The organism is Neolewinella xylanilytica, assembly GCF_002934605.1.
GTDB lineage: Bacteria > Bacteroidota > Bacteroidia > Chitinophagales > Saprospiraceae > Neolewinella > Neolewinella xylanilytica.
This window is the reverse complement of sequence record NZ_PTJC01000005.1, coordinates 1,235,040-1,258,659: the sequence shown is the minus strand read 5'-3', so window position 1 is coordinate 1,258,659 and position 23,620 is coordinate 1,235,040. Positions and strand designations below refer to the sequence as shown.

Annotated in this window: 18 protein-coding genes; 7 read left to right on the top strand and 11 right to left on the bottom strand. The window is 61.7% G+C overall.

Annotated features, from left to right (window positions below; all coding sequences use genetic code 11):
* Positions 1-31 precede the first annotated feature (31 nt).
* Entirely contained in the window at positions 32-2,329 is a 2,298-nt protein-coding gene (locus CLV84_RS04965) for an endo-1,4-beta-xylanase (RefSeq protein ID WP_104418621.1), read from the bottom strand.
* Between the two features lie 422 nt (positions 2,330-2,751).
* On the bottom strand, positions 2,752-3,666 hold the full coding sequence (locus CLV84_RS04960; RefSeq protein WP_104418620.1) for a sugar phosphate isomerase/epimerase family protein: 915 nt from the start codon (positions 3,664-3,666) through the stop codon (positions 2,752-2,754).
* A gap of 288 nt (positions 3,667-3,954) precedes the next feature.
* Here CLV84_RS04960 and CLV84_RS04955 point away from each other — a divergent pair, with 288 nt between their 5' ends.
* Positions 3,955-4,614: an MBL fold metallo-hydrolase gene (locus tag CLV84_RS04955; RefSeq protein ID WP_104418619.1), complete on the top strand. Its 660-nt coding sequence runs from the start codon at positions 3,955-3,957 to the stop codon at positions 4,612-4,614.
* Positions 4,615-4,659: 45 nt separating this feature from the next.
* On the opposite strand, the gene CLV84_RS04950 is transcribed toward CLV84_RS04955, so the two are convergent.
* On the bottom strand, positions 4,660-5,919 hold the full coding sequence (locus CLV84_RS04950; protein WP_104418618.1) for a Gfo/Idh/MocA family protein: 1,260 nt from the start codon (positions 5,917-5,919) through the stop codon (positions 4,660-4,662).
* Positions 5,920-6,191: 272 nt separating this feature from the next.
* Between CLV84_RS04950 and CLV84_RS04945 the strand changes: the two genes are divergently transcribed.
* Positions 6,192-8,162 carry a glycoside hydrolase family 127 protein gene (locus CLV84_RS04945; RefSeq protein WP_104418617.1) on the top strand — a complete coding sequence of 657 codons (1,971 nt, stop codon included), beginning with the start codon at positions 6,192-6,194 and terminating at the stop codon, positions 8,160-8,162.
* A gap of 25 nt (positions 8,163-8,187) precedes the next feature.
* Here the strand turns inward: CLV84_RS04945 and CLV84_RS04940 are convergent, their stop codons facing one another.
* From CLV84_RS04940 to CLV84_RS04920, 5 genes are all read right to left on the bottom strand, one after another.
* On the bottom strand, positions 8,188-8,910 hold the full coding sequence (locus CLV84_RS04940) for a DoxX family protein (protein ID WP_104418616.1): 723 nt from the start codon (positions 8,908-8,910) through the stop codon (positions 8,188-8,190).
* 199 nt (positions 8,911-9,109) lie between these two features.
* The gene (locus tag CLV84_RS04935; RefSeq protein ID WP_104418615.1) at positions 9,110-10,150 is read right to left on the bottom strand and encodes an NHL repeat-containing protein; all 1,041 of its coding nucleotides are present in this window, start codon (positions 10,148-10,150) and stop codon (positions 9,110-9,112) included.
* A gap of 558 nt (positions 10,151-10,708) precedes the next feature.
* Positions 10,709-13,114: an alpha-L-rhamnosidase-related protein gene (locus tag CLV84_RS04930; RefSeq protein WP_104418614.1), complete on the bottom strand. Its 2,406-nt coding sequence runs from the start codon at positions 13,112-13,114 to the stop codon at positions 10,709-10,711.
* A 172-nt stretch (positions 13,115-13,286) separates the two neighbouring features.
* The gene (locus CLV84_RS21735; RefSeq protein ID WP_170067578.1) at positions 13,287-15,641 is read right to left on the bottom strand and encodes an eCIS core domain-containing protein; all 2,355 of its coding nucleotides are present in this window, start codon (positions 15,639-15,641) and stop codon (positions 13,287-13,289) included.
* 130 nt (positions 15,642-15,771) lie between these two features.
* Complete coding sequence (locus CLV84_RS04920; protein WP_104418613.1) at positions 15,772-16,524, bottom strand: SDR family oxidoreductase; 753 nt, start codon at positions 16,522-16,524, stop codon at positions 15,772-15,774.
* A gap of 153 nt (positions 16,525-16,677) precedes the next feature.
* Here CLV84_RS04920 and CLV84_RS04915 point away from each other — a divergent pair, with 153 nt between their 5' ends.
* Positions 16,678-17,478: a transporter gene (locus CLV84_RS04915; RefSeq protein ID WP_170067577.1), complete on the top strand. Its 801-nt coding sequence runs from the start codon at positions 16,678-16,680 to the stop codon at positions 17,476-17,478.
* Positions 17,479-17,616: 138 nt separating this feature from the next.
* On the opposite strand, the gene arr is transcribed toward CLV84_RS04915, so the two are convergent.
* Entirely contained in the window at positions 17,617-18,048 is a 432-nt protein-coding gene (arr, locus tag CLV84_RS04910; RefSeq protein WP_104418611.1) for an NAD(+)--rifampin ADP-ribosyltransferase, read from the bottom strand.
* Between the two features lie 574 nt (positions 18,049-18,622).
* On the opposite strand from arr, the gene CLV84_RS04905 reads away from it, so the two are divergent.
* Entirely contained in the window at positions 18,623-19,084 is a 462-nt protein-coding gene (locus CLV84_RS04905; protein ID WP_170067576.1) for a DoxX family protein, read from the top strand.
* A gap of 483 nt (positions 19,085-19,567) precedes the next feature.
* Here the strand turns inward: CLV84_RS04905 and CLV84_RS04900 are convergent, their stop codons facing one another.
* A complete protein-coding gene (locus CLV84_RS04900) occupies positions 19,568-20,314 on the bottom strand; it encodes an SGNH/GDSL hydrolase family protein (protein WP_104418609.1) in 747 nt (248 codons plus the stop codon).
* 98 nt (positions 20,315-20,412) lie between these two features.
* Positions 20,413-21,069: a hypothetical protein gene (locus CLV84_RS04895; protein ID WP_104418608.1), complete on the bottom strand. Its 657-nt coding sequence runs from the start codon at positions 21,067-21,069 to the stop codon at positions 20,413-20,415.
* A 136-nt stretch (positions 21,070-21,205) separates the two neighbouring features.
* Here CLV84_RS04895 and CLV84_RS04890 point away from each other — a divergent pair, with 136 nt between their 5' ends.
* The 3 genes from CLV84_RS04890 (at position 21,206) to CLV84_RS04885 (ending at position 23,509) form a co-directional block, all read left to right on the top strand.
* Positions 21,206-22,234 carry an alpha/beta hydrolase gene (locus tag CLV84_RS04890; RefSeq protein ID WP_104419510.1) on the top strand — a complete coding sequence of 343 codons (1,029 nt, stop codon included), beginning with the start codon at positions 21,206-21,208 and terminating at the stop codon, positions 22,232-22,234.
* A 197-nt stretch (positions 22,235-22,431) separates the two neighbouring features.
* Complete coding sequence (locus CLV84_RS21730) at positions 22,432-22,584, top strand: hypothetical protein (protein ID WP_170067575.1); 153 nt, start codon at positions 22,432-22,434, stop codon at positions 22,582-22,584.
* A 142-nt stretch (positions 22,585-22,726) separates the two neighbouring features.
* Positions 22,727-23,509 carry a DUF547 domain-containing protein gene (locus CLV84_RS04885; RefSeq protein ID WP_104418607.1) on the top strand — a complete coding sequence of 261 codons (783 nt, stop codon included), beginning with the start codon at positions 22,727-22,729 and terminating at the stop codon, positions 23,507-23,509.
* Positions 23,510-23,620 lie beyond the last annotated feature (111 nt).

Sequence of the window (23,620 nt, the reverse complement as noted above, 5' to 3'; positions counted from 1 at the left end):
CGGGGGGCTGTAGATGAACGAGAAATAGGAACTAATCCTTGCGGAATCGGCGGGAAACCTGGCGGTTGGAGTCACCGCGGACATGCAACAGATAAAGCCCGGCCGGAAGGGTAGTCACGTCGAGGTGACTTTGCCCGCCGGTGACCGACTCTACCCGCCGAAGCAACTGCCGTCCGGTGGCATCCAGGACGCTTAGGGTGTAGCGGCCGTCCGGTAGTCCGGCCATCCACAGTTCGCTACTGGTGGGATTGGGATAAAGCGTCAGGTCGGTGAGGTAGGCAGCGGCGGTTGGTGACCGATTGCCGGCTGGGGCCGGGGCGGCGGCCTGGGCGGCGCTCACGGGCAGGAGCTCCCACTGCGCCCGGGCATCCGTCGCATCGGCGTACCCGGCGGAGTCGTCCGGAAGGTTATATAGGTTCCCCCGATCGCTAATGCGGGAGTTGAACCGGAAGCGGTTACCGCCGAGACTGACGGCCAGCCACTCCTTGTCGTCGCTGTCGTTCGGGGCAATATCGCTGCCACAGAAGAGTACGCCGTTGGGGTCGGTGTCTAGGATGCCGCGGTCCGGGAAAACGTTGTCGATGTTGTAGTAGTCGCCTTCCGTGCGCACCAGCCGCCACTGCTTATCGCTGCCCACGCTTCCGGTTCCGCAGATGACGGGGGTACCATCGGAATCGAGATAGCGACCGGTGGCCACATTCCGCAGGAGAAATACCTGACCGTCCAGGTTGCCGATGCCGGTAGCCACTACGTCTACGTCGGTCACGGCCCGGTTGGCCAGTCGATTGTCGAAGCCGCCGCCGCGGGGGGCCAGTAGCACCTGGTACTGATAGGCATTATCGGCTATTGGCACGTTGGCCGGCACGTTTACCTGTAGCAGGGTGGTACGCGTGCCAGCGGTGACGGCCTGCCGCACTTCCCGGTAGACGGTATACGGGTCGCTGTCGAGTTGGAAATAGACCACGATGTCCTGGTTGCCGGTGGCGGTATAATTCACTGTGAGGGCGTTGTCGGCATCCCGGACGGCATCGTCGCCGGCACTCACCGTATTGATGGCGGGGGTGCCCCCGCCCGGGCTTCCGTTGCAGTTGCCCGCTGGTCCGGCACCGGGATTGAGGGGCGGATACCCGTAGGAAGAGCGGTTGGGCTGCGACTGGATTGCTCCCCGTACGCCACGGTAGGCTTCCTTGGCTCCGTAGAAGCTATTGTCGAAGATCAGCGGATCGCGGCACGGCCCGAAGGAGCCGGTAGTGGACAAGGTGATCCAGCTCACTTCGTCGTGCTGCCCCCAGAGCAGTACTTCCCGACAGTTGGGCTGGGCGTAGGCCATGCGTACGAATTCGTAGTAAGCGGGTTCCTGGGAGGCTTCGGAGCGATCGCCGTTGCAGATCCGGATGTCGAGTTCCGTGATGGCGACCTCGAGCCCGGCCTGGTCCAGGTCTTCCATACTGGCCTGCACGGCGTTAATGAATCCGGTGTTGACCGCTCCCTGGGCAGTAATCATTTGGGCGGCAATGAAGTGGCTCTGAAAGCCGATGCCGTCGATCGGCGCACCGCAGTTCTTCAGCTGTTTGAAGCGGCTCCGCAGGAAGCCGTTCTTCGAGGTCTCGCTGGCATTGAAGGTTTCGATCGCGTAATCATTGTAGAACAGCCGGGCGTTGGGCTGGGCCTCGCGGGCCCACACGAACAACATGCGAAAATAATTCTCGTACGTGGCCGGCCCGTAGGTCGTGGTACCCCCGCTGCCCGCCTGCCGGTACCAGGTGCCCGTCCGCCAGCGTGCCGTACTCTCATCGGAGATTGCCTCGTTGAGAACGTCCCATTCGTCGATGGCATTACCGCAGACCTGGCCGAGCGCCAGGATGTACTTCCGTGAAAAATCAAAAACTTGCTGTGCCGTCCAGTTTGGGGCGTTGTTGTCGAGCCACGTCGGGGCCTGGCTGTACCAGATCATGGCGTGCCCCCGCTTCCGGAATCCACTGAAATTCGGATCGGTGAGGAAGCGGTCGACCTGGCCGGTGCGCAGGGTATTGCGCAGTTGGGTGACGGATAGCGCATGAATGTTGGCCGGTTGGCTGGCGGGAAGCACGGCATTCATCTTCATGGCGTTCTCCAGGGTCACTACGTTGTATTCGGCCCGCAGATTGGTAAGGGCGCGTCCGCCCTCGTAACCGCCGGGGTTATCGAGCAGGGCGTTGCTGATGATGTTGCCGATGTAAACCTGCTTTGGCCCGGCCCATTCCCGCAGCCCATTCTGCGCCAGGGATGGGGCCGTACAGGCAATGACAAGGAAAGCCGCCGTAAGGCAGTTGCGTAAATGTGTTAGCATGAAGGACTAATTGAAGGTTGCGGAGAAGCTCGATCGGCCGCTCGGCGAGTAATGAGTTAGGTGAAAAACCATCCGGACCGTGACAAACAAAACTATTGCCCCGGTAGCGAACAACAGTAAAAATACTGCCGAACAATCGATTGCGCAACAATTTATTCGGAAACCTGCTTTCCGGCAACTCCGCAGCAAATTGAGGGATCAGCACCACGGCGGCAAAACGATCAGGTGGTATCGGCTACCCAACCGCTGGACATTGGTGCGCACCGGGTTTCCTCCCCTGCTACGATAGCTGGGGAGGGAACCCGGTTGTTTGGTCCCGGGGACAAAAGAAAGAGGAACAAGATGTCCAGCAGTTTGCTCGGATCGTACGTCCCGGCAGCGACAATAGCCTCGTGAATATCGCCCAGTCTGAAAAGCGCGGCCTACTCGAAACCAATCTCCCCCAGCGCCCGATGGCTGATCTCGATCGCCTCCATCGGCGTCTCGTTAAAGGTGGCGTCCTGCTCCACGAGGTAGAATTCCATGCCCGACTGCTCCTTCGCGGCCAGGATGCGGGCGAAGTCGATACTGCCGGTACCGACGGGGGCGAAGCGGCCCTGGTCGTCGATGTCCTTAACGTGCCAGGCCTTGAAGCGGCCGGGGTAGCGCTCGAAGTATTCGACGGGGTCGGCGCCCGCCTTGGTGACCCAGTAGAGGTCCATTTGAAAGTTCAGGTCCTCCGGGTCGGAGTTTTCGATGAAGTAGTCGATGGGGACGATGCCCTCCTCGTTCTCCACGAACTCGAAATCGTGGTTGTGATAAAGTGCCTTCATGCCCTGGGCGGAAGCTTCCGCTGCAATGGCGTTGATGATGTCGGAAGCGTCGGCCACCGTACCACTCATGCCCAGTTTGCGGGTCGCGGGGTCGAATTTGAACAGTCCTTCGGGGGGAACGGGAATCACGATATACTCGAAGCCGGCGGCCTTGGCGTCGGCGATCTCCTTTTTGGCGTTCTCGCGGGTCATGCTGCTCTGGTGGCTGCTCATGGGCTTCAGGCCGACCTCGTCGAGCATGGCCTTGAAGGCGGCGGGCTCCATACCGTAGTACTTGCCGTCGCTATAGCCGGCCGCCTCGATGTACTCGTAGCCCAGGTCGGCCACCGCCTGCAGTACCGCCCGGGGGTCCTTGCCCATGGTGTCGCGGAGGGTGTAGAGGGCGATGCCGCCGAATTGGTCGGTGGCGGTTTCGCTGACCGTATTGGCGGCGACTTCAGCGTTATCGGGGGAGCTGCTCGTTCCGCAGGACGACAGCGTCAGCAGCAGGGCGATGCATAGAAAGGAGAAGTAGGAAGGTCGCATGATCGAAATTTGACTCAAGGATAATCTATCCGGAGGTACCGCGCCAAGTTTCCTGGGGATTATTGTGGAATTGGGTGGCGGGGGGGTCCCCGAGCTCCAGCTCGGGGATGTAGCACGCAAGGGTCCCCGAGCTCCAGCTCGGGGGACTACAAGCTCGTACACCCGGAGCTGGAGCTCCGGGACCCCGGGCACAACCCGACAACCGAAAACCAACACCCGACAACCCACAACCCCACAACCCCCACCGTCCGCCAGCAGTTACAGCAAGGATCAATCAAGACAACGCCCATGAAAATCACCAAATACCTCCACTCCTGCCTCCTGCTCGAGCACGAAAACGAGCGCCTGCTTTTCGACCCCGGGAGTTTCAGCTTCGCGAACGGGGAGGTTAACGCGGCGGAACTCCCCGACATCGACTACCTCGTCATCACCCACGATCACCCGGATCACCTGTACGGACCGGCCATCCGAACCATCATCGCCAGTCACCAACCGGAGATTATCGGCAACCAGGAAGTAGCCGATCGGCTGCAGCGGGACGCCATCGAGGTGACCGTCTTCGACGAAGGCAAGCGGCAATTCGGCGCCTTCCAGCTCGAGGCCCTACCGGTAGCCCACCAGCCGATCCTTTCCGAAAAGGTGCCCACGGTGACCGCCTTCCTCATCAACGGCACCATCCTCAACCCGGGTGATTCCTTCAGCGACGACCTGCTGCGGTTCAAAGGCTGTGAGCTGCTGTTCTGCCCGATCATGGCCCCTTTCCTGAAGGAGGTGGAAGCCTTCGAATTCATGAAGCGGATGGAACCGAAGGCGGTGTTCGCCGTCCACGACGGCTACGCGAAGCCCTACTTCGTGGAAGCGCGACAAAAGAATTACCGGGCCTACCTGGAGGAGCTGGGTATCGGCTTTCACGGGCTGGTGGAGATGGGGGAAAGCATTACGATTTAGCGGAGGTACGTTGCTCCCGCGCTCCGGCGCCCCGCTTATTATCCCTCAGCTGATGGTCACTTCTTCCCCGCTTTCGGCGGCGCGGTAAATGGCTTCCATGATCCTGACGTCCTGCAGGCCCTCCGCACCCGGCGTCTTCGGCTCCCGGTCTTCCAATACCGCCGCGGCCATCTCCTCGAGCATGGGTACGAATTGGTTGGGATTGGGAATCTGAATCTCTTCGATGTGGTGATTTTCCTGGCTGCGATCCGTGATCTTCAGGGACCGGATATAATAGTTGGTAGCGGGGTCCAGCGTGAGCTCGCCCTTGTCGCCCTGCACGTGGATGCGCTTGTTGTTCGTGGTCAGGTAGCTCGAGGAGCAGTTGGCGATCACCCCGGAGGGAAAGAACATCTGCCACTCGATCTCCTCCTCCACGGTCACCTCCGGCCGGCCGGAGCCCTCGTGGTACTTGGCCCGCACGGCGTAGGGCTCCTCGTTGAGCAGGTAGCGGGCCCCGTTGATGTTGTAGATGCCGATATCGTAGAGGCTACCCCCGCCGGCCACCTCCTGCTTGGCGCGCCACTGGTTCTTGGGGACGTCAAGCGGGAGCAAATGGCCGTGGTCGGCCACCAGGGTGGAGGGAGTGCCGATGCGGCCGTCACGAATCAGTTCGATCGCCTTCAGGTTGTAGGGGTCGAACTGGGCGCGGTAGCCGATCATCAGTTTTTTGCCGGCCCGGTTGCCGGCGTCGATCATGGCCTGGCAGTCCTCGGCGGTGATAGCCATTGGCTTTTCGCAGAGCACGTGCTTACCCGCCGCGAAGGCCCGTTCCACGAGGTTGCGGTGAAAAACGTTCGGCGTGATGATGTACACCACGTCGACGTCCGGATCCTCGGCGATGGCGTCGAAGGTCTCGTAATCGTACAGGTGTTCGTCGGCGATAGCATAGGTGGAAGCTACCGCGTTCCGTTTCTCTTCGTTGCCGGAAACCAGGGCCGTCAGCTTCGCATTTTTGGTACCGCTAAGATTGGGAATGATGTAGCCCGTAGCGTAACTCCCCAGGCCGACGATGGCGAAGCCGATGCGCTCCTCGGGGGGCATGCCCAGTTCCAGGCCCTGGGGACGGGGGCGCCCCACCAGCTCGGCGGGCGGGAAACCTTCTACGATCGGGCCGGTCTGTCCGAGTTTCCTAGCCGGCAACCGATTGTCCGTAGCATGCGAAAAAGTCGGTATCGCGGACAGCGCCAGCAGACCGCCACCGGCCTTTACGAACTGACGACGATCGATGGGGGTACTGCCTTTCTTGGGGGTAGAACGGGTCATAGCGTGGGTGTTTTATTCGTCGGATTGACCTTTCAACTCAGCTATCGCCCGGGAAGTTCCAGCCGCTTTCAACGCATTTCGCTAACTGTCGGCCGGCCCCTTATCAGCGGCGCGACTACGTTCTTACGGCTCCTTCGGGAACAGCATTCCCTATTCGCTTTGACGCGCCCCGGTGGAATACATGAAGTAGGGTGCTGACCGGCGCGTTCAATAATTGTCGTACTGACAATGATCCATAAAGCACTACCTTAATACGTTCAAAGTCGCATACCATGAAATCGATCCTTCCCATCCTGCTGGCCCTTATCCTGGGCTGCCAGACGTCCGCGCCGGAAACGGAGGCGCGCTCCACTACGGTGCCCGACACCGGCTACCCCATCACCCCGGTGGATATCCGCAACGTGAAGGTCACCGACGACTTCTGGCTCCCCATCATCGAACGAGTGCAGGAAAAGACCATTGAATACGCCATCGCCAAATGCGAGGAAGAGGGCCGGCTGGAGAACTTCCTCATCGCCGGCGGGGAAATGGAGGGCGAGGTCCGCGGGGAAATGCCCTTCGACGATACCGACGTGTACAAGGTGATCGAAGGAGCTTCCAATTCCCTCATCAGCGCCCCGAACCCCCAACTCGAGTCCCTGTTGGATTCCCTTATCGCCATCGTGGCTACCGGCCAGGAAGCGGATGGCTATCTCACCACCTGGCGCACCATTGATCCCGATTCGCCCCCCGCCCCCTGGGTGCCGGTGGAGGACGGGCAACGCTGGGATGGCCTCAGCCACAGCCACGAGCTTTACAATGCCGGCCACCTCTACGAAGCCGCCTATACCCACCACCTGGCTACCGGTAAGGATAATTTCCTCAACATCGCCCTCGCTAACGCCGACCTGATGGTCAGGACATTCGGCGAGGGAGACGACAAGATTCACACCGTCCCCGGCCACCAGATCATCGAAACCGGGCTCATCAAGCTCTACCGGCTCACCGGTCGCGAAGACTATTTGAACCTGGCCCGCTATTTCCTGGACCACCGCGGTGATCCGGAAACCCACGAGCTGTTCGGTTCGTACTCCCAGGATCACCTACCCGTCACCCAGCAGGACGAAGTGGTCGGCCACGCCGTCCGCGCCGTCTACATGTACGCCGCCATGACCGACATCGCCGCCATCCAGCAAGATGCCGACTACCGCCTGGCCGTCGACAAGCTGTGGAAGAATATGGTGGAAAAAAAGACCTACGTCACCGGCGGTATCGGTGCGCTGCACGAGGGCGAAGCCTTCGGCGAGAATTACGAACTCCCGAACCTGACCGCCTATAACGAAACCTGCGCCGCCATCGGCAGCGTGTACTGGAATCAGCGGCTGCACGCCCTCACCGGCGACGTCAAGTACCTGGACGTGCTGGAACGGACGCTCTACAACGGCCTGATCGCCGGACTGGCGCTCGACGGCACCCATTTCTTCTACCCCAATCCACTGGAATCCGACGGGAAGTACGAGTTCAACCAGGGCGCCTGCACCCGAAAGGACTGGTTCGACTGCAGCTGCTGCCCCACCAACCTGATCCGTTTCCTGCCGGCCGTGCCGGGACTGATCTACGCGAAATCGGGAGATACGATCTACGTCAACCTCTACGCCGGCAGCGAAGCCGACATCGATCTGGGTAGCCAGCAAGTCACCCTCCGCCAGGAAACCCGCTACCCCTGGACCGGCCAGGTCGACCTGACCGTCACCCCGGAAACCGCCGGCCCCTTCAGCCTCAAACTGCGCATCCCGGGCTGGGCGCGCAACGAGGTACTGCCCGGCGGACTCTACGACTACGCCAACGAACTGCCCGGCGAGCCGACCGTCACCCTCAACGGCGAACTACTTACCGAAGCCCCCATCGTCAACGGCTACGTTACCCTCAGCCGGGAATGGAAGGCCGGCGACCGGGTGGAGCTGGACTTCCCGCTGGAAGTGCGCCAGGTGGTCGCCAGCCAGGAAGTAGCGGAAAACCGGGGCAAAGTCTCCCTCGAGTACGGACCCATCGTCTACGCCGTGGAAAGCATCGACAACGAAGCCCGTTACGACGGGATCGAAGTGGCCCCGGGCGATACGTATTCGGTTGCCTTCCGCCCCGAGCTGCTCGGCGGCGTGAACGTGGTGGAAAACGACGGACTAATGGCCATCCCCTACTACGCCTGGTCGAACCGCGGGGTCAATAAGATGCGGGTCTGGCTGCCGGCCTCAGTCAGCCGGTAATGGCGCTGCACGTTAGTTCCCGCGCTCATTTCTCTGCCGCCAGCGCCCGCTCGTAGTCCGCCACGCAATCGCGCAGGGGTGCCCCTTCCTCGTACACGCAATCGCAAAAGGCGGCGCAGGCGACGGGGTCCGGGCTGGTCGCGCACTGGTCGTTGCAGTCGCGGTAGTGCACCCGCGGGCGGATGTTGTAGATACTGAAGGTCATCACCCCTACCAGCACGACGGTAATCCCTACCCCGGCAAAAAAGGCGAAGGGAAAGCGGTGGTCGGCTTCTACCGGTCCGGGCAGGGCACGGTCGGTTACGGATCGGCGAAAGGGCAGGATATACTTCCACTTATGGTAATCCCACCCCAGCAGATAAAGATTGGCCAACACCATGAGCGGCGAAGTCAGCAGCGAGCCCTCGAAGCGCACCGAAAACGAGAGGATGCAAATATTAAGGATAATGGGAAAGTAGATCACCGCCCCCAGCGTAGTCGTGCGGGGAATCACGAGCAACACCGCCGCCACGATCTGCATTACGCCGACGAAGGTGTAGTAATAGCCGGTCTCGTAAAAGCCCTGCAAAAAATGCCCCATCGGGTGCTTAACGGGGAGGTCTGTAAACCGCTCCCCAATCACCTTCACGTAGCCCGCCATCAGGAAACCCAGGGCCAAAGTCCAACGGCAGAAATAGGTGAAGTACCGCAGCCACCGGTTGCCATAGATCCGGTGGTGGAGCGCGTCAAGGCGATCGGAGAGCTTCATAAGCAAAGGGTAAGCTGCAAATATATCAAAGAACTTTATTTTATAAAGCTTATTGTTTCTCGCCCGGTCTTCCCGCTGATGGGACCGGTACCAAAAGCATGGCGCCGGCGCGCGGGAACAAACCAAATCCCCACCCCAAAGCGCTTCAACCGGCCAGTCCTATTCCGGCACCGGTTGTGCTGCTGGGTCTAGCGGTCTATTACTCCTTGTCCGGCCACGCCATCGCATCCGGGTCGGGACCGCTCTCCAGCCGCCGGGTCACTTCGCGGGTGGCTAGGTCGATCTCCGCGATGGTATCATCTTCGGATACGCCCACCAGCACGCTTTCGCCCCCCGGCACCAGAAACAGCGATGCGGCGGTGGACCCTACGGGCACGGTCGCTGCTACCGCCCCGGTTTGGGGGTCGATGAAGAGCACGCTACCCTCGTTCGGATCGGCGGCCAGCAGGGTGGCGCCGTCGGGGGTAAAAAGCAACCGCGCCACCGAATGCCCGGCAATGGGATACCGCTCGGCAACCCGTTCCTCCTCCGGGTCGACCAGCACCAGCCCGTCGCCACTCCGCAGGCCGACCCAGACCATTGCTTCCCCCGGAGCGAAGGCCAAACCTTCCGGCCGCTCCCCGACGGGAACGATGGTGCCACTCCAGGCCGCCGCGGCGAGGGGATCGTCGCCCTCCAGCTTCAGGATCGATACGGAGGCGTCTTCGCGGTTGGCGGTGACAATGGTGCGGCCGTCCTCGCTGATCAGCAGCATGTGGGATCCCGCCTGGCCCGTACCGTATATCCACGCGACCTCATTGGCTTCCGGGTCGTAGGCACCGATGGCCCGGGAGCCCTCCACCGTGAAGTAAAACAGCCCGTTCGCTTTGCTGTAGGCCAGTCCGTGGGGCGTATACAGCGCGCCGAGGTCGACGGTATGCCGCACGCTGCGGGCCGCCACGTCCACCAGCGAAAGGGTGTTATTCGGGGTAACGTAACCGCCGGTGTTGGCTACGAGGGCGTACTTCCCGTCGGGGGTAAGCGCCACCTCGTGGGGTTCCCGGTCTACGGTCACGGTCGCCACCACCTTCCCCGCGGCGTAGTCGATGAAACTCAGGCTACCGGGCTGGCCGGAGGTGTTTGGCACCTTATTGACCACGAGCAGGTCCGCGGTCTGAGCAGAAAGCGATGGATGGGATAGCGTGATCAGAACGAGCAGTATCGTTCCGGTGATAAGTAGGTTGGTCGCGTTGCGCAGCATGGGTGGGTGCTTGATTTCACCTACTTAACCCGGTGGGGCGGGGATGGTGCGGGGGTGGGTCGTTTTGGATTCGTAGCGCCCCACTTGTCTGGGCACGCGATGCAGTATTCGATCCGTCGGAACCGGGCCCGCTCCGTGCCGAGAAACCACGTACACTAGCTCACCCTGAAAGGGGTTCGACCCTGGAACGGAACACTATCCACGCCAAGATCCAAGGTCGAGGCCCTCCGGGCGGAGCTGCCACGCCTACCAACTCACCGTGAATGATTTTTCCCTCGGGGGCGAGCTTCCCCGTGTCGCATCTCGACTTGGAAAGTCTCGACCCTGGATTGTTCCTGGCCGCTGCAACCACTCCAAGGCCGGGTGCCCTCCGGGTTGAGATACCCCGCCCACCAACTCACCGTGGATGATATTTACCTCGGGGCCGAGCTTCCCCGTGTCGCATCTCGACTTGGAAAGTCTCGACCCTAGATTGTCCTCGGCCCGTAAATACGCCAAAGGCCGGGTACCCTCCGGGTGGAGATGCCCCGCCCACCAACTCTCCGTGGATGCTTCAACCTACATGTCCACCACATTCTCCCCATCGGCCAGCGCCACCGACCGGCCGGCCCACACGAATTCCCCGGTGATGCCCTTCGGCAAAGTGATCCGCGCCTCCCCTGTGTCCAAATCGTACGCCACCGCAATGCTCCCCGCGGGGTGCGGTATCTCCCCCGCGATTGCACGGATTTCCCCGAGGTGGGGCGTAATGCGGACCGTTTTAAAGTGGGGCGACGCACTGTCGATCCCCAGTACGGTGCGGAAGAATTCGATGTTCGGACTCGACCCCCAGGCGTGGCAGTCCGAGCGGGTATCCTCCACGTCGGAATCTTCCCCCCAGGTGGTCAGGCCCAGGTCGATGTTGCGCCGCCAGATGTCCAGCCAGTCGAGGTAATCGTCGCCGAGGCCGGCCCGCGTCAGCGCTTGATGTAAATAGTATTTAAAGTAGATCGAGGCGGGGGCCAGATCATCTTCCTGCAACAACCGCCGCCCGAGTGCCTCCAGTTCCGTTTCCGGTACAACGCCCGCCAGGATCGCCAGGGCATTCGCGTGCTGGGAATACGAATTGCGGTCCTCGTTGTCGGCAAAGAGTTGGCGGTCGGCAACCCAGTACTTGTCCCGGATGGTCGCGGATAATTGCTCCATCTTGTTCGCGTACAGTTCCGCGAAGACCGGCATGCCCAGCTCCGTCTCCAACTGACGGGCGTTCTGGTAGGCCAGCAGCAGCTGTAAGTCCAGAACCGCGGAAAAGCCCGCCTGGCTTCTCGGCGGCTCGCCCCGTCTCCACGCGTTCACCCAGTCGGAATACGCCCAGTTTGGCAGCTGCTTCAGGGAACCGTCCGCCGCCTGGAACTTCCCGAAGTAGTCCAGTACCTGGCGGGTACCGAAGAGCTTGTCCGCTACGAAGGCCCGGTCGCTGCCGTACCACATATAATCCCGCAACATACCGATGTACCAGAGGGAAAACGGAGAGATGATCTGCTTGATGTTCGTCGGGTAGCGACTCAGGGTGATGCCCTCCGGCTGCCGGCTGTAGTTTATGAGGTTCAGGGCGTTCCTGACTAGGCGGTCGTCACCGCTATTGTAGAGGGACACGAGTGCCTGAATGCGCGTATCTCCGATGTACTGCAGCTGCTCCCAGTAGGGGCAGTCCATGTAGGTGTCCATCGCGCACAGCCGGGCCGTCCGCCAGCCGATGTCCAGCATGGTATCCATTTCGGGGAGCGAGGTTTCCAGGGTGGCCGTTCGTTCGAAGGGGTAGCCCACCGCTACCGCCGAGATGTCGGCAATGGTCAGCGGATCGGCCCCGGTGGTGATCCGCAGCTCCACGTAGCGGTAGGTGCGGTACGAAAGGGGGGAGAAAAGCTGGTCCGCCGAGCCATCCGTAAACACGCTGTCCTGCCGACCGAGGATCGACTTTCCCTCCACCACGTCCCGGTCGTTCTTGGTGCGCAGGTCGGCTTCGTAGAGCGCTTCGGCGTAGACGATCACCACCCGGCCGCCCGCCCCCCCGCCCAGGTGGAAGGTGGGGAAGGCATTGGTCAGGTGGCCCTGATCCAGCAAGATCGTAGCCGTGGTGCGGGCGGGAACCGTTACCCTACCCGAGCCGGAAAGGAATCCATCGGGAACGGTCGCTCCGGCTGACCGGCGGACGGCGGCGAAGCGTTCCGGCCTCCGCTCCATTTGCGGCACCAGAGAGGCCACCAGCCGCCATGGCTCCCGGGCGTCCATGCCCACCGAATGGCGGGGTACCCCCGGCGCGATCGCCCGGGCGGCTTGCCACCCGCCGGCGTCGAAATCGGCCTGCTCCCATCCAACGACCCGCCGTGCCATATCCACCCGGTCGCCGGGGCCGGCCACGTAATAGCCGTACATCCCGATTCGGCCCGGGCCGGGACCGTAGGGGCTCACCGGCACGGGCCGGTAGCTGCTATCCTCCCGCCCTACCCAACTGGTGTCGGTATTGACTGCCCGCGTTTCCGGGGTGGCTCCCTGAAACAGGAGACCGGTCTGGTAGGTGATCTGCGCTTCTTGGCGAAAGGGGCCCGCGTTCCAAACCCGGGCGGCCAGGGTGTTGGTGCCGGCGGTCAGAAAGGGAGCCAGGTCGAGGCTATCGTAATTCCAGTGGTCGAGGTCGCTCTTGGCCGGCCCCCGGGCGACGAAGTTACCGTTCACGTAGAGTTGGTAGTCGTTGTCGGCGGAGACGTAAACGGGGAAGGACACCGGCGGCTCCTCCACGGTAAATTGTTTGCGAAAAAGGTAAACGCCGTAGGCCTCGGGATCCGTGCCGGGTACGGCGATCCACTGGGCCGGCCAGGGAGTTCGCTCTAAGCTTTCGGGCGTTTGGGCCGACAAGGGGGTGAAGCCAATCAGCAGTAAACGAAGGAACAGGATACCGTAAGGGTAGCGGATGAAAACGGGCATGGATCGACGATTAAGCTTACGACAAGATATTGCTCCCGCGCTCCGGCGCAAAGAATCTGCGGCCCCGGCTACCCCAAAGCGCTCGTTTAAACCCGCCAGGGGGGATACACCAAGCGTACTCTAGGATCCGGCACGTGGAGGGCGCGACGCTCAACGGACCCTTGTCCGCGTCCTACTTGGTCTTGTAGTAAATCCGAAATTCCGGATACGTCTGCGCCGCCTGACGCACGGCGTATTCGTTCAGACCGGAGGCCGCCGTGAACAGGTTTTTTGATCCCTTTATGCCTTCGCTGTAGACGGAATGCCGCCCGGCTTTGCCCATGGACAGATCCTCTCCCCGGAGGTTCCCCGGCTGCAAAAAGGAGTGGGCCTTCTTCACATGCCCCAGCAGCACGCGGCTCAGCAATATCTCCGAGTTTTCCTCCTTATGCACTTGGCAGTCGTAGTCGGAGCACACCGGGCACTGGGTGTAGGTCATGGCCTTCGACATCACGTCGGCGAAGTAGGCGCCTTGTCCGAGCGGCCCGTAGCGGGGTTTCTCGCCGGGTTTCGCCTTATTAGCAGAGTAGGCCGGATTGAACCCGCCCGTTTCGATCATATCCAGGATCTCGGGAGAGGAGGCGTGAAATAACCGCTTTTCCCCTACGCTGTCGTCCAAAGTCTGGTCCTTCGCCCCGGCGAATTTCACTTTATTGAGCGGGTCTGTGTCCCTGCGCTGGGTGAGGTCCGCCCGAATCGATTGATTGGCCGCCTGGTAGGCGTTCCAAAGGCGCTGGTTGGCGATGACCTCGATGCGGTCGATCTCCACCGGTCGGGACCGGGGGGGCGGCGCGCCGCCCCGTTGTTTCTCCGTCAGCCGCCGTTCCAGGGTCTTCAGCTTGGCAACTTCCTGCTCCGACAGTTTCTTCTTGGCTTTCAGGGCGGCAACCGCTTTCTCGACCACCTCCATCCGGGTGCTCTCCCCCTTACCGGAAACGTAGGGTTGGTTGGCAATGCCAGCCGATACGGATGCCTGAATCGCCGCGAACAAGGGGTCCTCCCGGGGCAGGTTCGCCTTCATCGCGTACTCCGAGATCGGGGTCCAGGCCAGGGTGGCCCAGTAATCCGGCGCCGATTTAAACTTTGCAAGCCTGGCAGTGGCTTCCTTCGCCGACAGCACCGCAGCCTTCAGCGGCGCAACGGGGAGCGCGCTAGCCGGGGGTTTCTTTTTCTTTTTTACCCGATGTTTCCTCCCTTTTTTTCGGCGCCGCCGCACCTGGCCCGCGTCGCCTTCCGGAGCGACGCTATAGGGCAGCAGGCCAGCGGTCAGGTGGGGGCCGATGTGCTCGTCGGACAGCCCGTCATCCATCGCTGCGATCTCCTGCAGGACGGCGGCTTCCGGCACCAGGGGAGCATCGCCGCCGTGGCAGAACGCGCGAAGAAAACGTTGCCCTTCGTCCATACTGCTAATGGGATTACCGTCGGGATCGGCTACCCTCCGGGCCGTTTCGGCTTCCGTTTTGGCCGCCTGCCAGATCGCGGCGAAGAGGCAGTTCCCGTTGCCCGGGATCGGAAACCGGCGAAACCGCTGACCGATAGTCGCATTAGCATAAAGCCCGTTTTGCGCCGGTTCCAGCACGTCGTAGTGGTCGCCGGAGTAATGCAAATAAATGGGCCTGCCGCCCCCGCCGTACGTCTGGACGTTATCCGTTCCGGGTGCCGACGGATCGGCGGAGAAATTCAGGACGTGGATACGGATTCCCAAACCAATGGCTAAAGCCGCGATGTCGCTTTCCCGCCCCCACATGTCGCCATTGCTGGCATCCGCCCGGTATGCCGCCACCAGCGCCGTTTGTAGGTCCGGCGCCAGTCCATCGATGGCGATTCGCTGTACGTACCCCGCAACGGATAGCGCCCGGCGGGCAACGGGCGCGGCCGTCTCGCTTGACCCCGTGCAGCTGGCACAACCACAATCCCCACAGTGGGGGCTACCTACGGGTGCAGCGAGCCCGGCTGCCGGTCGGTTGGCTCTGGCGCCCATGACGTCCGCCTCCCGTTCCAGGCCGGCATCGTCGTTAATTGCTTCCCCGCCCAGGCGGAAGGTAGGCCTCACCCGTCCCTGCTTCTGCTGTACCACGTGCCAGGCTTCGTGGGGTAGGTGTTTGGCTTGCCCGGATGCCAGGTGAATAGCGGTCCCTTGCGCGTAGGCATGGGCCTGTAAACGCGCGGGCTGCTGGGAACCGTAGTGTACCCGGACATCGTCCATCGCGTAGCCGGACAGCTTTTCCAGGCCGGCTTTCAACCCGTCCGGCAAACCGGTTTTGTTGGGCTGCCGCGACGCTCCGCCATTAGCCATGGCCTGCACGGACCGTAGTTGCTTTACCCGCGGACTACCGTCGGCGATGCCTTGCCACCTTGCTTGGGCCCTGGCTGCCGGGCGCTCATCCACGAATCGACGAACCGCTGCGCTATCCCGCTGCTGATGCGAAACACTGGAGGCCGCGGAATGTCCGGCGGATGCTTGCCGCTGATCGGCGTGTGTGTTCATAATCCTCCGTTCCGTTTTGTGTACGCCGTACAAGTCCCCCGCCTTTCCTTCAAGATAAGGCTTTTACCCGGTACAACTTGCGGATTCAAGATCGACGGGCGTACCCCTGTGGCTCGGAGACGAAGCTCCCTCAAACGTAGATCATCTTCCGGGTCATCCCCCCGTCCACCACGAAGTCCTGGCCGGTGATGAACCCCGCCCGTTCGGACAGCAGGTATTCGACCAGCGCGGCAATGTCTTGCGCCACCCCTACCCTGCCGACGGGATGCTGTTCGTGATCCGCTTCGCTCAGTTCCGCCGGCTCCCGCTCGCTTTCCTTTTGCCAGGGGGTCACGTCGATCCAGCCCGGACTGATGCTGTTTACCCGTACATCCGGCCCCAGACTCATGGCCAGCGCGTGGGTGAGCGCGAAGATGCCCCCCTTGGAGGCGGAGTAAGCTTCCGTATCCGGTTCGGACATCTTCCGGCGGGTAGAGGACAGGTTGACGATCGCCCCCCGACGGGACCGAAGGTGAGGAGCGGCGTGCTTGGTGCAGAGGAAGGCGCCGGTCAGGTTGGTATCGATGACCCGGTTCCATTCGTCCAGCGAAAGGACTTCGATCGGTTTGTTGATGGCGAAGCCGGCGTTGTTGACCAGTCCGTCGAGGCGCCCCCACCGGTCTACTACTTCTCCGATGGCTTGCTTGACGGATGCTTCCTCCGCTACGTCAGTAGCCACGAAGTGGGCTTCTCCCCGCGCCTCACAGGCGGCCAGCGCTTCGCGGCCGGCTTCCTCGTCCCGCTCCAGCAGGGCAACCCGGTGCCCGCGTTCGGCCAGGTAAATGGCGGTGGCACGACCGATGCCCTGACCGGCACCGCTGATGATGACTACGGGTTTTTCCATTTTTCTCCTTTGGGGGTTCATAACCACTCCCTGCCGTACCCGGTTCGGATGGCCGCCGCTTCGTCACCGAATCCCGAAGCGCGGCGGGCTCAAGACACCCCTTCGCGGCTATCGCCATCGGAACAAAGGGTGCGAACGGGCTGCTATGTGACCATGAAATTTGCCCAACTGTTCCTCTGCCTCCTCCTTCCCGTCCTGCTGGCCGCCCAGTACCGCCCCACCATCGTGACGGGCCGGCCGGGGCAGTCCATCGGCGGGCTAACCGTCGGACGACGAGTCTACCAAATACAGACCGGGCTAAACGTCAACTGGATCGGGGAAGGCGCGGATAAACGCACCAACCTGACCGAAACCACCGTCATCCGGGTAGGATTACTCGATCACCTGGAGCTTAGCGGCGTCATCGCGGGCGCTTCCGTAGCATCCGCAGCGAATGGCCGCACCACCCGCGAGCGGGGTATCAGCAATACCCAGCTGGGGCTACGCTACAACCTGCTACAAAATGCCGGGTGGCGACCCTCCCTGGCGGTCCAGGGGCGCGCCCTCCTCACCGCCCAGGACGAAGCCTTTCGTCGCGACCATACCGGCGCCAACTTCATCGTGAGCGCGGGCTGGAGCCTGACTTCGGCTACCGGGCTTACGCTTAACCTCCATCGCAGCTGGAGCGGCAACAACACCCGCACCACGGGTTACACCTCGGCCCTTGGCTTTTCCCTCGGCGAAAACTGGAGCTCCTTCGTCGAGATGTACGGCTCCCTGAGTGACGGGGCCACCGCCAACTTCGACGGCGGATTTGGCCGCCTGGTGGGCGACAATCTCTTGCTGGACGTCTCCGCCGGCTGGCAGGGACGGGATGGCCTAACCGACTACTTCATCGACTTCGGCCTCTCCTTCCGTATCGACGGGCGGGAAGCGGGCGACGATTTCATCCATTCCCGGATCAACGAAAACTAGCTGGCGAACGTCTGGGCGACGGACCGCGGGAGTTGGGGAAACCAACCAGGAATACGCCACCGCAACGCTTTCGCCTTTCCGAACCAGTAGCAAGGCGAAAACTACCCCTTAGCGGTTCGGCATTGGCGGCCTGCTTCGCTATTCCGTGTCGTTCAAGGAGTCGATTCCCTGCTCCCCTAGCCTTGCTAAGCTGTCCTTCATGGCCCGGATTTGCCCGGCCGGATGTCCCTGCCATAGCGTGACTTCACCGACGACCTTGAATGGTTGGGTAGCCCGGTAGGACATCGTGGGATTGCCGGGAAACCTCCGGTCCGTTACATCCGGGTCGTCTTCCAGGGGCCCCGTCGGCTCGACCAGGTAGATCCGCTCCCGCCCGGTACCGACAGCCAGCTCAGCCCCCCAGATCGCGGCATCCAGGGTAGCCGTCAGGAAGCAATACCGGGCGCTTCTTCGCTGACCAAAATTTGAATTGAAGCCAGGGGTGATGAGGTCTCCGGGCTGGAGATCGGCCTTCGTGCCGTGGAAGTAGGTTTGAGCAAAGGGGCTTGGACGCGGGTCCGCCGGGTGCATTCCGCTTTTATCTTGGTCTGTTTGCATAATCAACCGGTTAAGTCATTTCTTTCCATACATGCAAAGCGAATCGCCGGATGCAACCGAGCGGTCGCTAGCAACTTATTATTTGCTCTTGCCGGTATGGCCTTCGGTAAGCTTACGCGTCTAGCCACTACCAGTGGCCGCGGAAGAGCAGGTACGGCAGGGCATCGCGGTGCGGGGCGATACCCCTATTTCGCTGAAGGCAGGTGGGCTTTATCGGGATCCCTCCCAAAGCGGCCGTCCACGCCTTCAGCGGTACAATTTACGGCGGCAGCGGAGCGGTTCCATACCCATAGATCGGTTTCACCCGGCGGCTGCGTTCCACAGCTGTGCGAGGGGAGGTGTAGGCTGCTTTTGCCACTTGACTCGTTGAGGTCGACAAACTAAAGGCAGCAAACCCAGGAGAACCTCCAGCGGAGTGGGCAGCAAGGTCCCATGGCCACCGGAAGCGATGGGCAAGCACACTTCCCGCGCCCCGCCGCCCAAGCCCTTCCCGAACCTGCGCCGCCCCCCACCCCGTTATCCCGTAAATCCTTCATCTCCCGCTACCATGACCCAAGCTTCCGCCGCCTACGCCCTCGCCCGCCTGCCCATCGGGTTCAGTTTCTTCGGTCACGGTTTCGTGCGGATTTTTAAACTGCAGGCCTTCGCGGAGAGCATGGCCGGCGGCTTCGAGGATACGCTCTTCCCCACCGGACTCGCGCTGGGCTTCGCCTACGTACTCCCCTTCCTGGAGCTGGTGCTCGGGCTGTCGCTGATCCTCGGCGCCGCGATGCGCCGGTCGTCCGCGGCGGGCGTGGCGCTGGTGTGCATCCTCATCTTCGGATCGAGCTTCCAGGAAAACTGGTCGTCGATTGCCACCCAGATGTTCTACGGACTCTACCTGTCGCTACTCTACCTCTTCGCCGACTATAATGGGTATGCCGTCTCTCCCGGCCGCAACGCCCAGCGCATTCGCCCCGGACGGGGTGGCAACGGCAGCCACCCCATCGGAAGGGACGACAACCCCTAGCACCGCGCAGCGGTAGTGGGCACCGCACGACCCAGCGGAAGCGGCCGTCCCGATACTTTAATTCTTAATACGAAACTTCCGCGCCGCCCCAACAGTTGTATAGACAACTAATACCGGTAAGCGAATAACATTTGAGAGGCTACTTACACATTAACACAACACTTCTACTTGCCCCGTTCGGAATTTCCGGGCGGGGCTTTTTTATGGCCGGCAATTATCATTTGTTAACACTGGCAATATGGCCTGCGGAACGGCCGTTTTAGAAGTATATCATGCAGATTATTCTGTAGGTATCAGTTTCGAGAGCCACCTATTATCCGTCAGAAATACCATCTTGACACCCTGGTGCCCAAGGGCTATTGCCCTGCTCGATGCTGTTTTTCATCATCGTATTTGTGTTTGTTCATAGTGTCAATTTGATATGGCCCGGCTTCGCCCGGGCCCTTTTTATTTCCGGACACTACCAACGCTTCGGGTAAAGGCTTACCACAACTCCTTAAAGGCTTCCATCCACGCCCGGGCCATCCGGTAGCTGCCGGCCAGACTCGGATGTACGCCATCGTGGCTCCAGTGCTCGGCGGGGGCATCCTCCAGCGCCTCGTCGAACACCCGCTGAAAGGGTACCCAGGCCGCATCGAATTCGGAAGCCACTGCCCGCGCCGCTTCCCGGTAGGCCGGAAACTCGCTCTCCCACCGCTCGCTTTCCACCGCGCTGCCACCCCGTATGATAAAGGGTTCGCAAACGATGAACTTCACTTCCGGCCGGGCCTCCCGCGTCCGCTCGAGCAGCGCCCGGAAATCGTCGCGGTATACCTCGACCGTGCCGTCGTAGTTGCCGTTCAGCATGTGCCAGAAATCGTTAACGCCGATCAGGATGCTTACCACGTCCGGTTCCAGGTCAAGGGCGTCCGCCTGCCAGCGCTCGGCCAGCTGGTAGACTTTGTTGCCGCTGATGCCCTTGTTGTAGTACGTCAGATCGGTGCCCGGGTATTCTCCGACCAGCATCGCGGAAGCAAGCAGGGCGTAGCCTACTCCCATGTTACCGGAATCGTTCGGCTCGGTGCGCGCCCGGTCGCGGCCGGCGTCGGTGATGGAATCCCCCTGGAAGAGGACGGTCAGGGTGTCGGGCACGTCGGCGGGCAGCTTGGTGGGGTGGGCAAGCGCCGCACTTCCCGCCAGGGCGGCGGGCACGAGGGCGGCGTTTTTGATGAAGGCCCTTCTGTTGGACATGATCTTGATTGTCGGTTACTATTTCCGGGACATCCTCCGGCAGGATTCCAAACTTACCCATTCCACGTCGATCCACGGCGCGGACACCGGCCTGCCCCTTAGCAATCCACTTTCCCTCGCTTCCAATCCGCCAGCGCTTCCCCATCCGGAAAGGGCTTCCCCTCAGCGGCTTCCACCGGCGTGTTGGGGATGGCGTCCGAAGACAGGGTGTCGTTCCAGCTCTGCGTTTCGTAGGTTTTCGTGAGTTGGCGGATCACCACACCGTCGGCGACGTAATACCGCGTTTCGGTGTATTCACTCGTCCAGCCCATGTCCTCGGATCCGTCGGGTGGATCGGCCGGACCGAATTGCTCGTCCTGGCGCCAGGCAAAGAAGAGCGTACCGTCATCGAAGTACATCCGTTTGGTGGTGAAGGCGTGCCCGATGCCGGTAGTCGTGCGCAGCATAATGAGGTCCGCTCCGTCGAAGTAGCGCACCAGGAAAAACTCCCCGTCCTGGTTTCGGCAGTTCGTGCGCAGGGTATCGGCGCGGACCGTTCCCCCGTCGAGCAGCCGTTGGACCCGCGCGTAGCGGTCGCGGATTCGCGCGAGTGGCAGGGTGTCGGCGGCGTCGGGTACGTCCTCCCGGTCCGTCAGGGTAGCGGGTGGATCGCGCGGAGGGGGTGGGGCCCCTATTGGCGTTTTGGCACCCGGCTCCCCGCAACCGATCAGCAGGAGCAAAAGTAGGACAGCGGAAAGGGCGGCGGAAGCAGGCATACCCCTATAACCCCCCGGGAGCGCGATGTTGGCCGGTCCGGTCCGAAATTTATGGCGACGGGGCGCGGGAGAAATGCAGGCCGGCGACGGAGAGCGGTCCCGTGATTTTACCGACCTTGAGACCAAACCAAGTCGAATGCTCCGGATCCTTACCCTTTGCCTGCTTTGCAACCAGCTATCGTTTGCCCAGTCCGCCGCGGGAGCCGGCCGGGTGGTCGTCGACTCCCTCTACTCGGAGGCGCTGGAGAATGCGTACGGGGAATCCCCCACCCGGGCGGTGTCCGTTTACTTACCCCCGACTTATGACGCCGACGACACCCGCTACCCGGTAATCTATTACCTGCACGGTTTCCTGAACGACCATACCCTGACCCCCCAGATGATCGACGTCCTGGATTACGCCATCGCCTCGGGAAAGATTCCGCCCTTCATTCTGGTGGTGGCCGACAACCGCACCGCCATCGACGGCAGCTTTTACAGCAATTCCGAGCACTTCGGCAACTGGGAAACCTTCATGGCCGAAGACCTGGTGAGGTATACGGACACCCATTACCGCACCCTGGCCCGGCGCGACAGCCGCGGCGTCACCGGCCACAGCATGGGAGGGTACGGGGCACTCAAGCTGGCGATGCGCTACCCCCAGACCTTCAGCAGTGTTTACGCCCTCAGCCCCGGCGCCCTCACCGTCGTAGGCGAATACGGCCCGAACGGCCCCACCTACCAGGAACTCGCCGGCATCGAGACGATGGAGGACCTTATGCAATCCTACTTCCCCAAAGTGATCGTCGCCTTCGGTCGGGCCTGGTCCCCCAATCCGGATAAGCCCCCCTTCTACGCCGACGTCCCCTTCACCTACCGGAACGACAGCCTGGTGGTGCACCCCGAGGTACTGGAGAAGTGGTACGCCGAAATGCCGGTGCACATGATCCCCGACCACCTGACGCAGCTGCAATCGCTCCGCGGAATTGCCCTCGACTGGGGCCGCAACGCCGGCGACCGCTTCGTACGGCAGTGCGAGATGTTCAGCCAGCGACTGGAGAATGTCGGCATCGAACATCAGGCAGAGGAGTACATCGGCACCCACACCAGCGGCATCTTCACCCGCGAAGGACGGGTACCTACCGACATGCTGCCCTTTTTCGCCCATCGGCTTTCCTTCGAGTAGCCCGCTCTCCCCCGCGGAAACGGCTGGGCCGTAAAGCGCAGAATAAGCCTGAATTAAATCTATGACTGAAGCTTGTCCTGCGTACCGAAACACCCTAATTTTGCAGCGCTGAGGATAGGGATCCAGGAACTTTCTGCGGTTCGCCGCCCCCTGATCCCCTTGTTCCGTTTCCTACCCTATTATTCACACCCTACACTATGAACCTTGCCCAACGCATCAGCGCCTACCTTTTTCTGATCCTTCTGGCGATCGCCCTGTTTTTCCTCGAATCCGAGCCAAAACCCCGCCCCGCCGAGCAGTCCGTGGTGGCCAATCGCTACCCGGCAAGCACGGCTTTACCCGCGCGGTAACGCATTGTCGACGCATCAGGGTGAGCGAGCGGCAGCCGGTCCGGTCGGTCCGGCCTCCCACCCGCGCTCCGGCGCCCTATTACCCCGTAGGCTCGGTGAGCCAAAGGGCGGAGCAGTTGTTAGCCCCATACAATCCGCGACCATGTACCGACTGCTATCCCTATCCCTCCTGCTGCTCACCGCCTGCGGTACCTACCAGGCCGACACGAATTTCGACCCGGAAACCAGCCCGAACCAGTTGAGCCAACAATTCCTCGAGGGGCTGAAGGTGGGCCGGGATGTAGACGATATCGTGGACCGGCTCGCCACCTACGAACCCGGCAACCTGGCCGCCGCCCTCGACACCCGGAGCGAAAAGCTGGCCTTCTGGGTGAACGTATATAATGGTATGGTGCAGTACCTGCTCACGGAGGAACCGGCCCGGTACGACGATCGGAGTGCCTTTTTCAGTACACCCCGCTTTACGGTAGCCGGCCATGCGCTCAGCCCCAATGACATCGAGCACGGCATCATCCGCGGCGGGGAGAACCGCCTGGGCCTGGGATTCATTCCCCAACTGTTCACCGACAAGTTCAGCCGCACCTTCCGCATAAAAGGAGGAGACTCCCGCATTCACTTCGCCCTGAACTGCGGGGCGAGCGATTGTCCGCCGGTAGCGATCTACCGCCCCGAAACCTACGACGAGCAGATCGACACCCGGGTGCGTGCCTACCTCGCCGAGCACGCCACCGTCGAGGAGCGGGACGGCCAACGGGTGCTGGTTACCTCCCCCCTCTTCTCCTGGTTCCGGGGCGATTTCCGCGACCGCGGCGGCGTCGACGATTTCCTGGTGGCGTACGGAGTGCTGGAGGACGCAAACAAAAACCTAGACCGGGAGTACGAAAACTACGACTGGACGCTGGAGACGGGCATCTGGGCGGAATAGGGCAGTCGAGCACTAAAATCACTAGGACCTCGAAGCGTGCTTGCACCTTCGCGTGTCCGAATCGGAATAGCCAAACCACAACCGCAGAGGCAGCAATGGAGCAAAACGCAG

Bases quoted from the DNA above. Each gene is read 5' to 3' on its own strand.
- CLV84_RS04965 (WP_104418621.1), bottom strand. From the start codon at position 2,329: ATGCTAACACATTTACGCAACTGCCTTACGGCGGCTTTCCTTGTCATT.
- CLV84_RS04960 (WP_104418620.1), bottom strand. From the start codon at position 3,666: ATGCGACCTTCCTACTTCTCCTTTCTATGCATCGCCCTGCTGCTGACG.
- CLV84_RS04955 (WP_104418619.1), top strand. From the start codon at position 3,955: ATGAAAATCACCAAATACCTCCACTCCTGCCTCCTGCTCGAGCACGAA.
- CLV84_RS04950 (WP_104418618.1), bottom strand. From the start codon at position 5,919: ATGACCCGTTCTACCCCCAAGAAAGGCAGTACCCCCATCGATCGTCGT.
- CLV84_RS04945 (WP_104418617.1), top strand. From the start codon at position 6,192: ATGAAATCGATCCTTCCCATCCTGCTGGCCCTTATCCTGGGCTGCCAG.
- CLV84_RS04940 (WP_104418616.1), bottom strand. From the start codon at position 8,910: ATGAAGCTCTCCGATCGCCTTGACGCGCTCCACCACCGGATCTATGGC.
- CLV84_RS04935 (WP_104418615.1), bottom strand. From the start codon at position 10,150: ATGCTGCGCAACGCGACCAACCTACTTATCACCGGAACGATACTGCTC.
- CLV84_RS04930 (WP_104418614.1), bottom strand. From the start codon at position 13,114: ATGCCCGTTTTCATCCGCTACCCTTACGGTATCCTGTTCCTTCGTTTA.
- CLV84_RS21735 (WP_170067578.1), bottom strand. From the start codon at position 15,641: ATGAACACACACGCCGATCAGCGGCAAGCATCCGCCGGACATTCCGCG.
- CLV84_RS04920 (WP_104418613.1), bottom strand. From the start codon at position 16,524: ATGGAAAAACCCGTAGTCATCATCAGCGGTGCCGGTCAGGGCATCGGT.
- CLV84_RS04915 (WP_170067577.1), top strand. From the start codon at position 16,678: ATGAAATTTGCCCAACTGTTCCTCTGCCTCCTCCTTCCCGTCCTGCTG.
- arr (WP_104418611.1), bottom strand. From the start codon at position 18,048: ATGCACCCGGCGGACCCGCGTCCAAGCCCCTTTGCTCAAACCTACTTC.
- CLV84_RS04905 (WP_170067576.1), top strand. From the start codon at position 18,623: ATGACCCAAGCTTCCGCCGCCTACGCCCTCGCCCGCCTGCCCATCGGG.
- CLV84_RS04900 (WP_104418609.1), bottom strand. From the start codon at position 20,314: ATGTCCAACAGAAGGGCCTTCATCAAAAACGCCGCCCTCGTGCCCGCC.
- CLV84_RS04895 (WP_104418608.1), bottom strand. From the start codon at position 21,069: ATGCCTGCTTCCGCCGCCCTTTCCGCTGTCCTACTTTTGCTCCTGCTG.
- CLV84_RS04890 (WP_104419510.1), top strand. From the start codon at position 21,206: ATGCTCCGGATCCTTACCCTTTGCCTGCTTTGCAACCAGCTATCGTTT.
- CLV84_RS21730 (WP_170067575.1), top strand. From the start codon at position 22,432: ATGAACCTTGCCCAACGCATCAGCGCCTACCTTTTTCTGATCCTTCTG.
- CLV84_RS04885 (WP_104418607.1), top strand. From the start codon at position 22,727: ATGTACCGACTGCTATCCCTATCCCTCCTGCTGCTCACCGCCTGCGGT.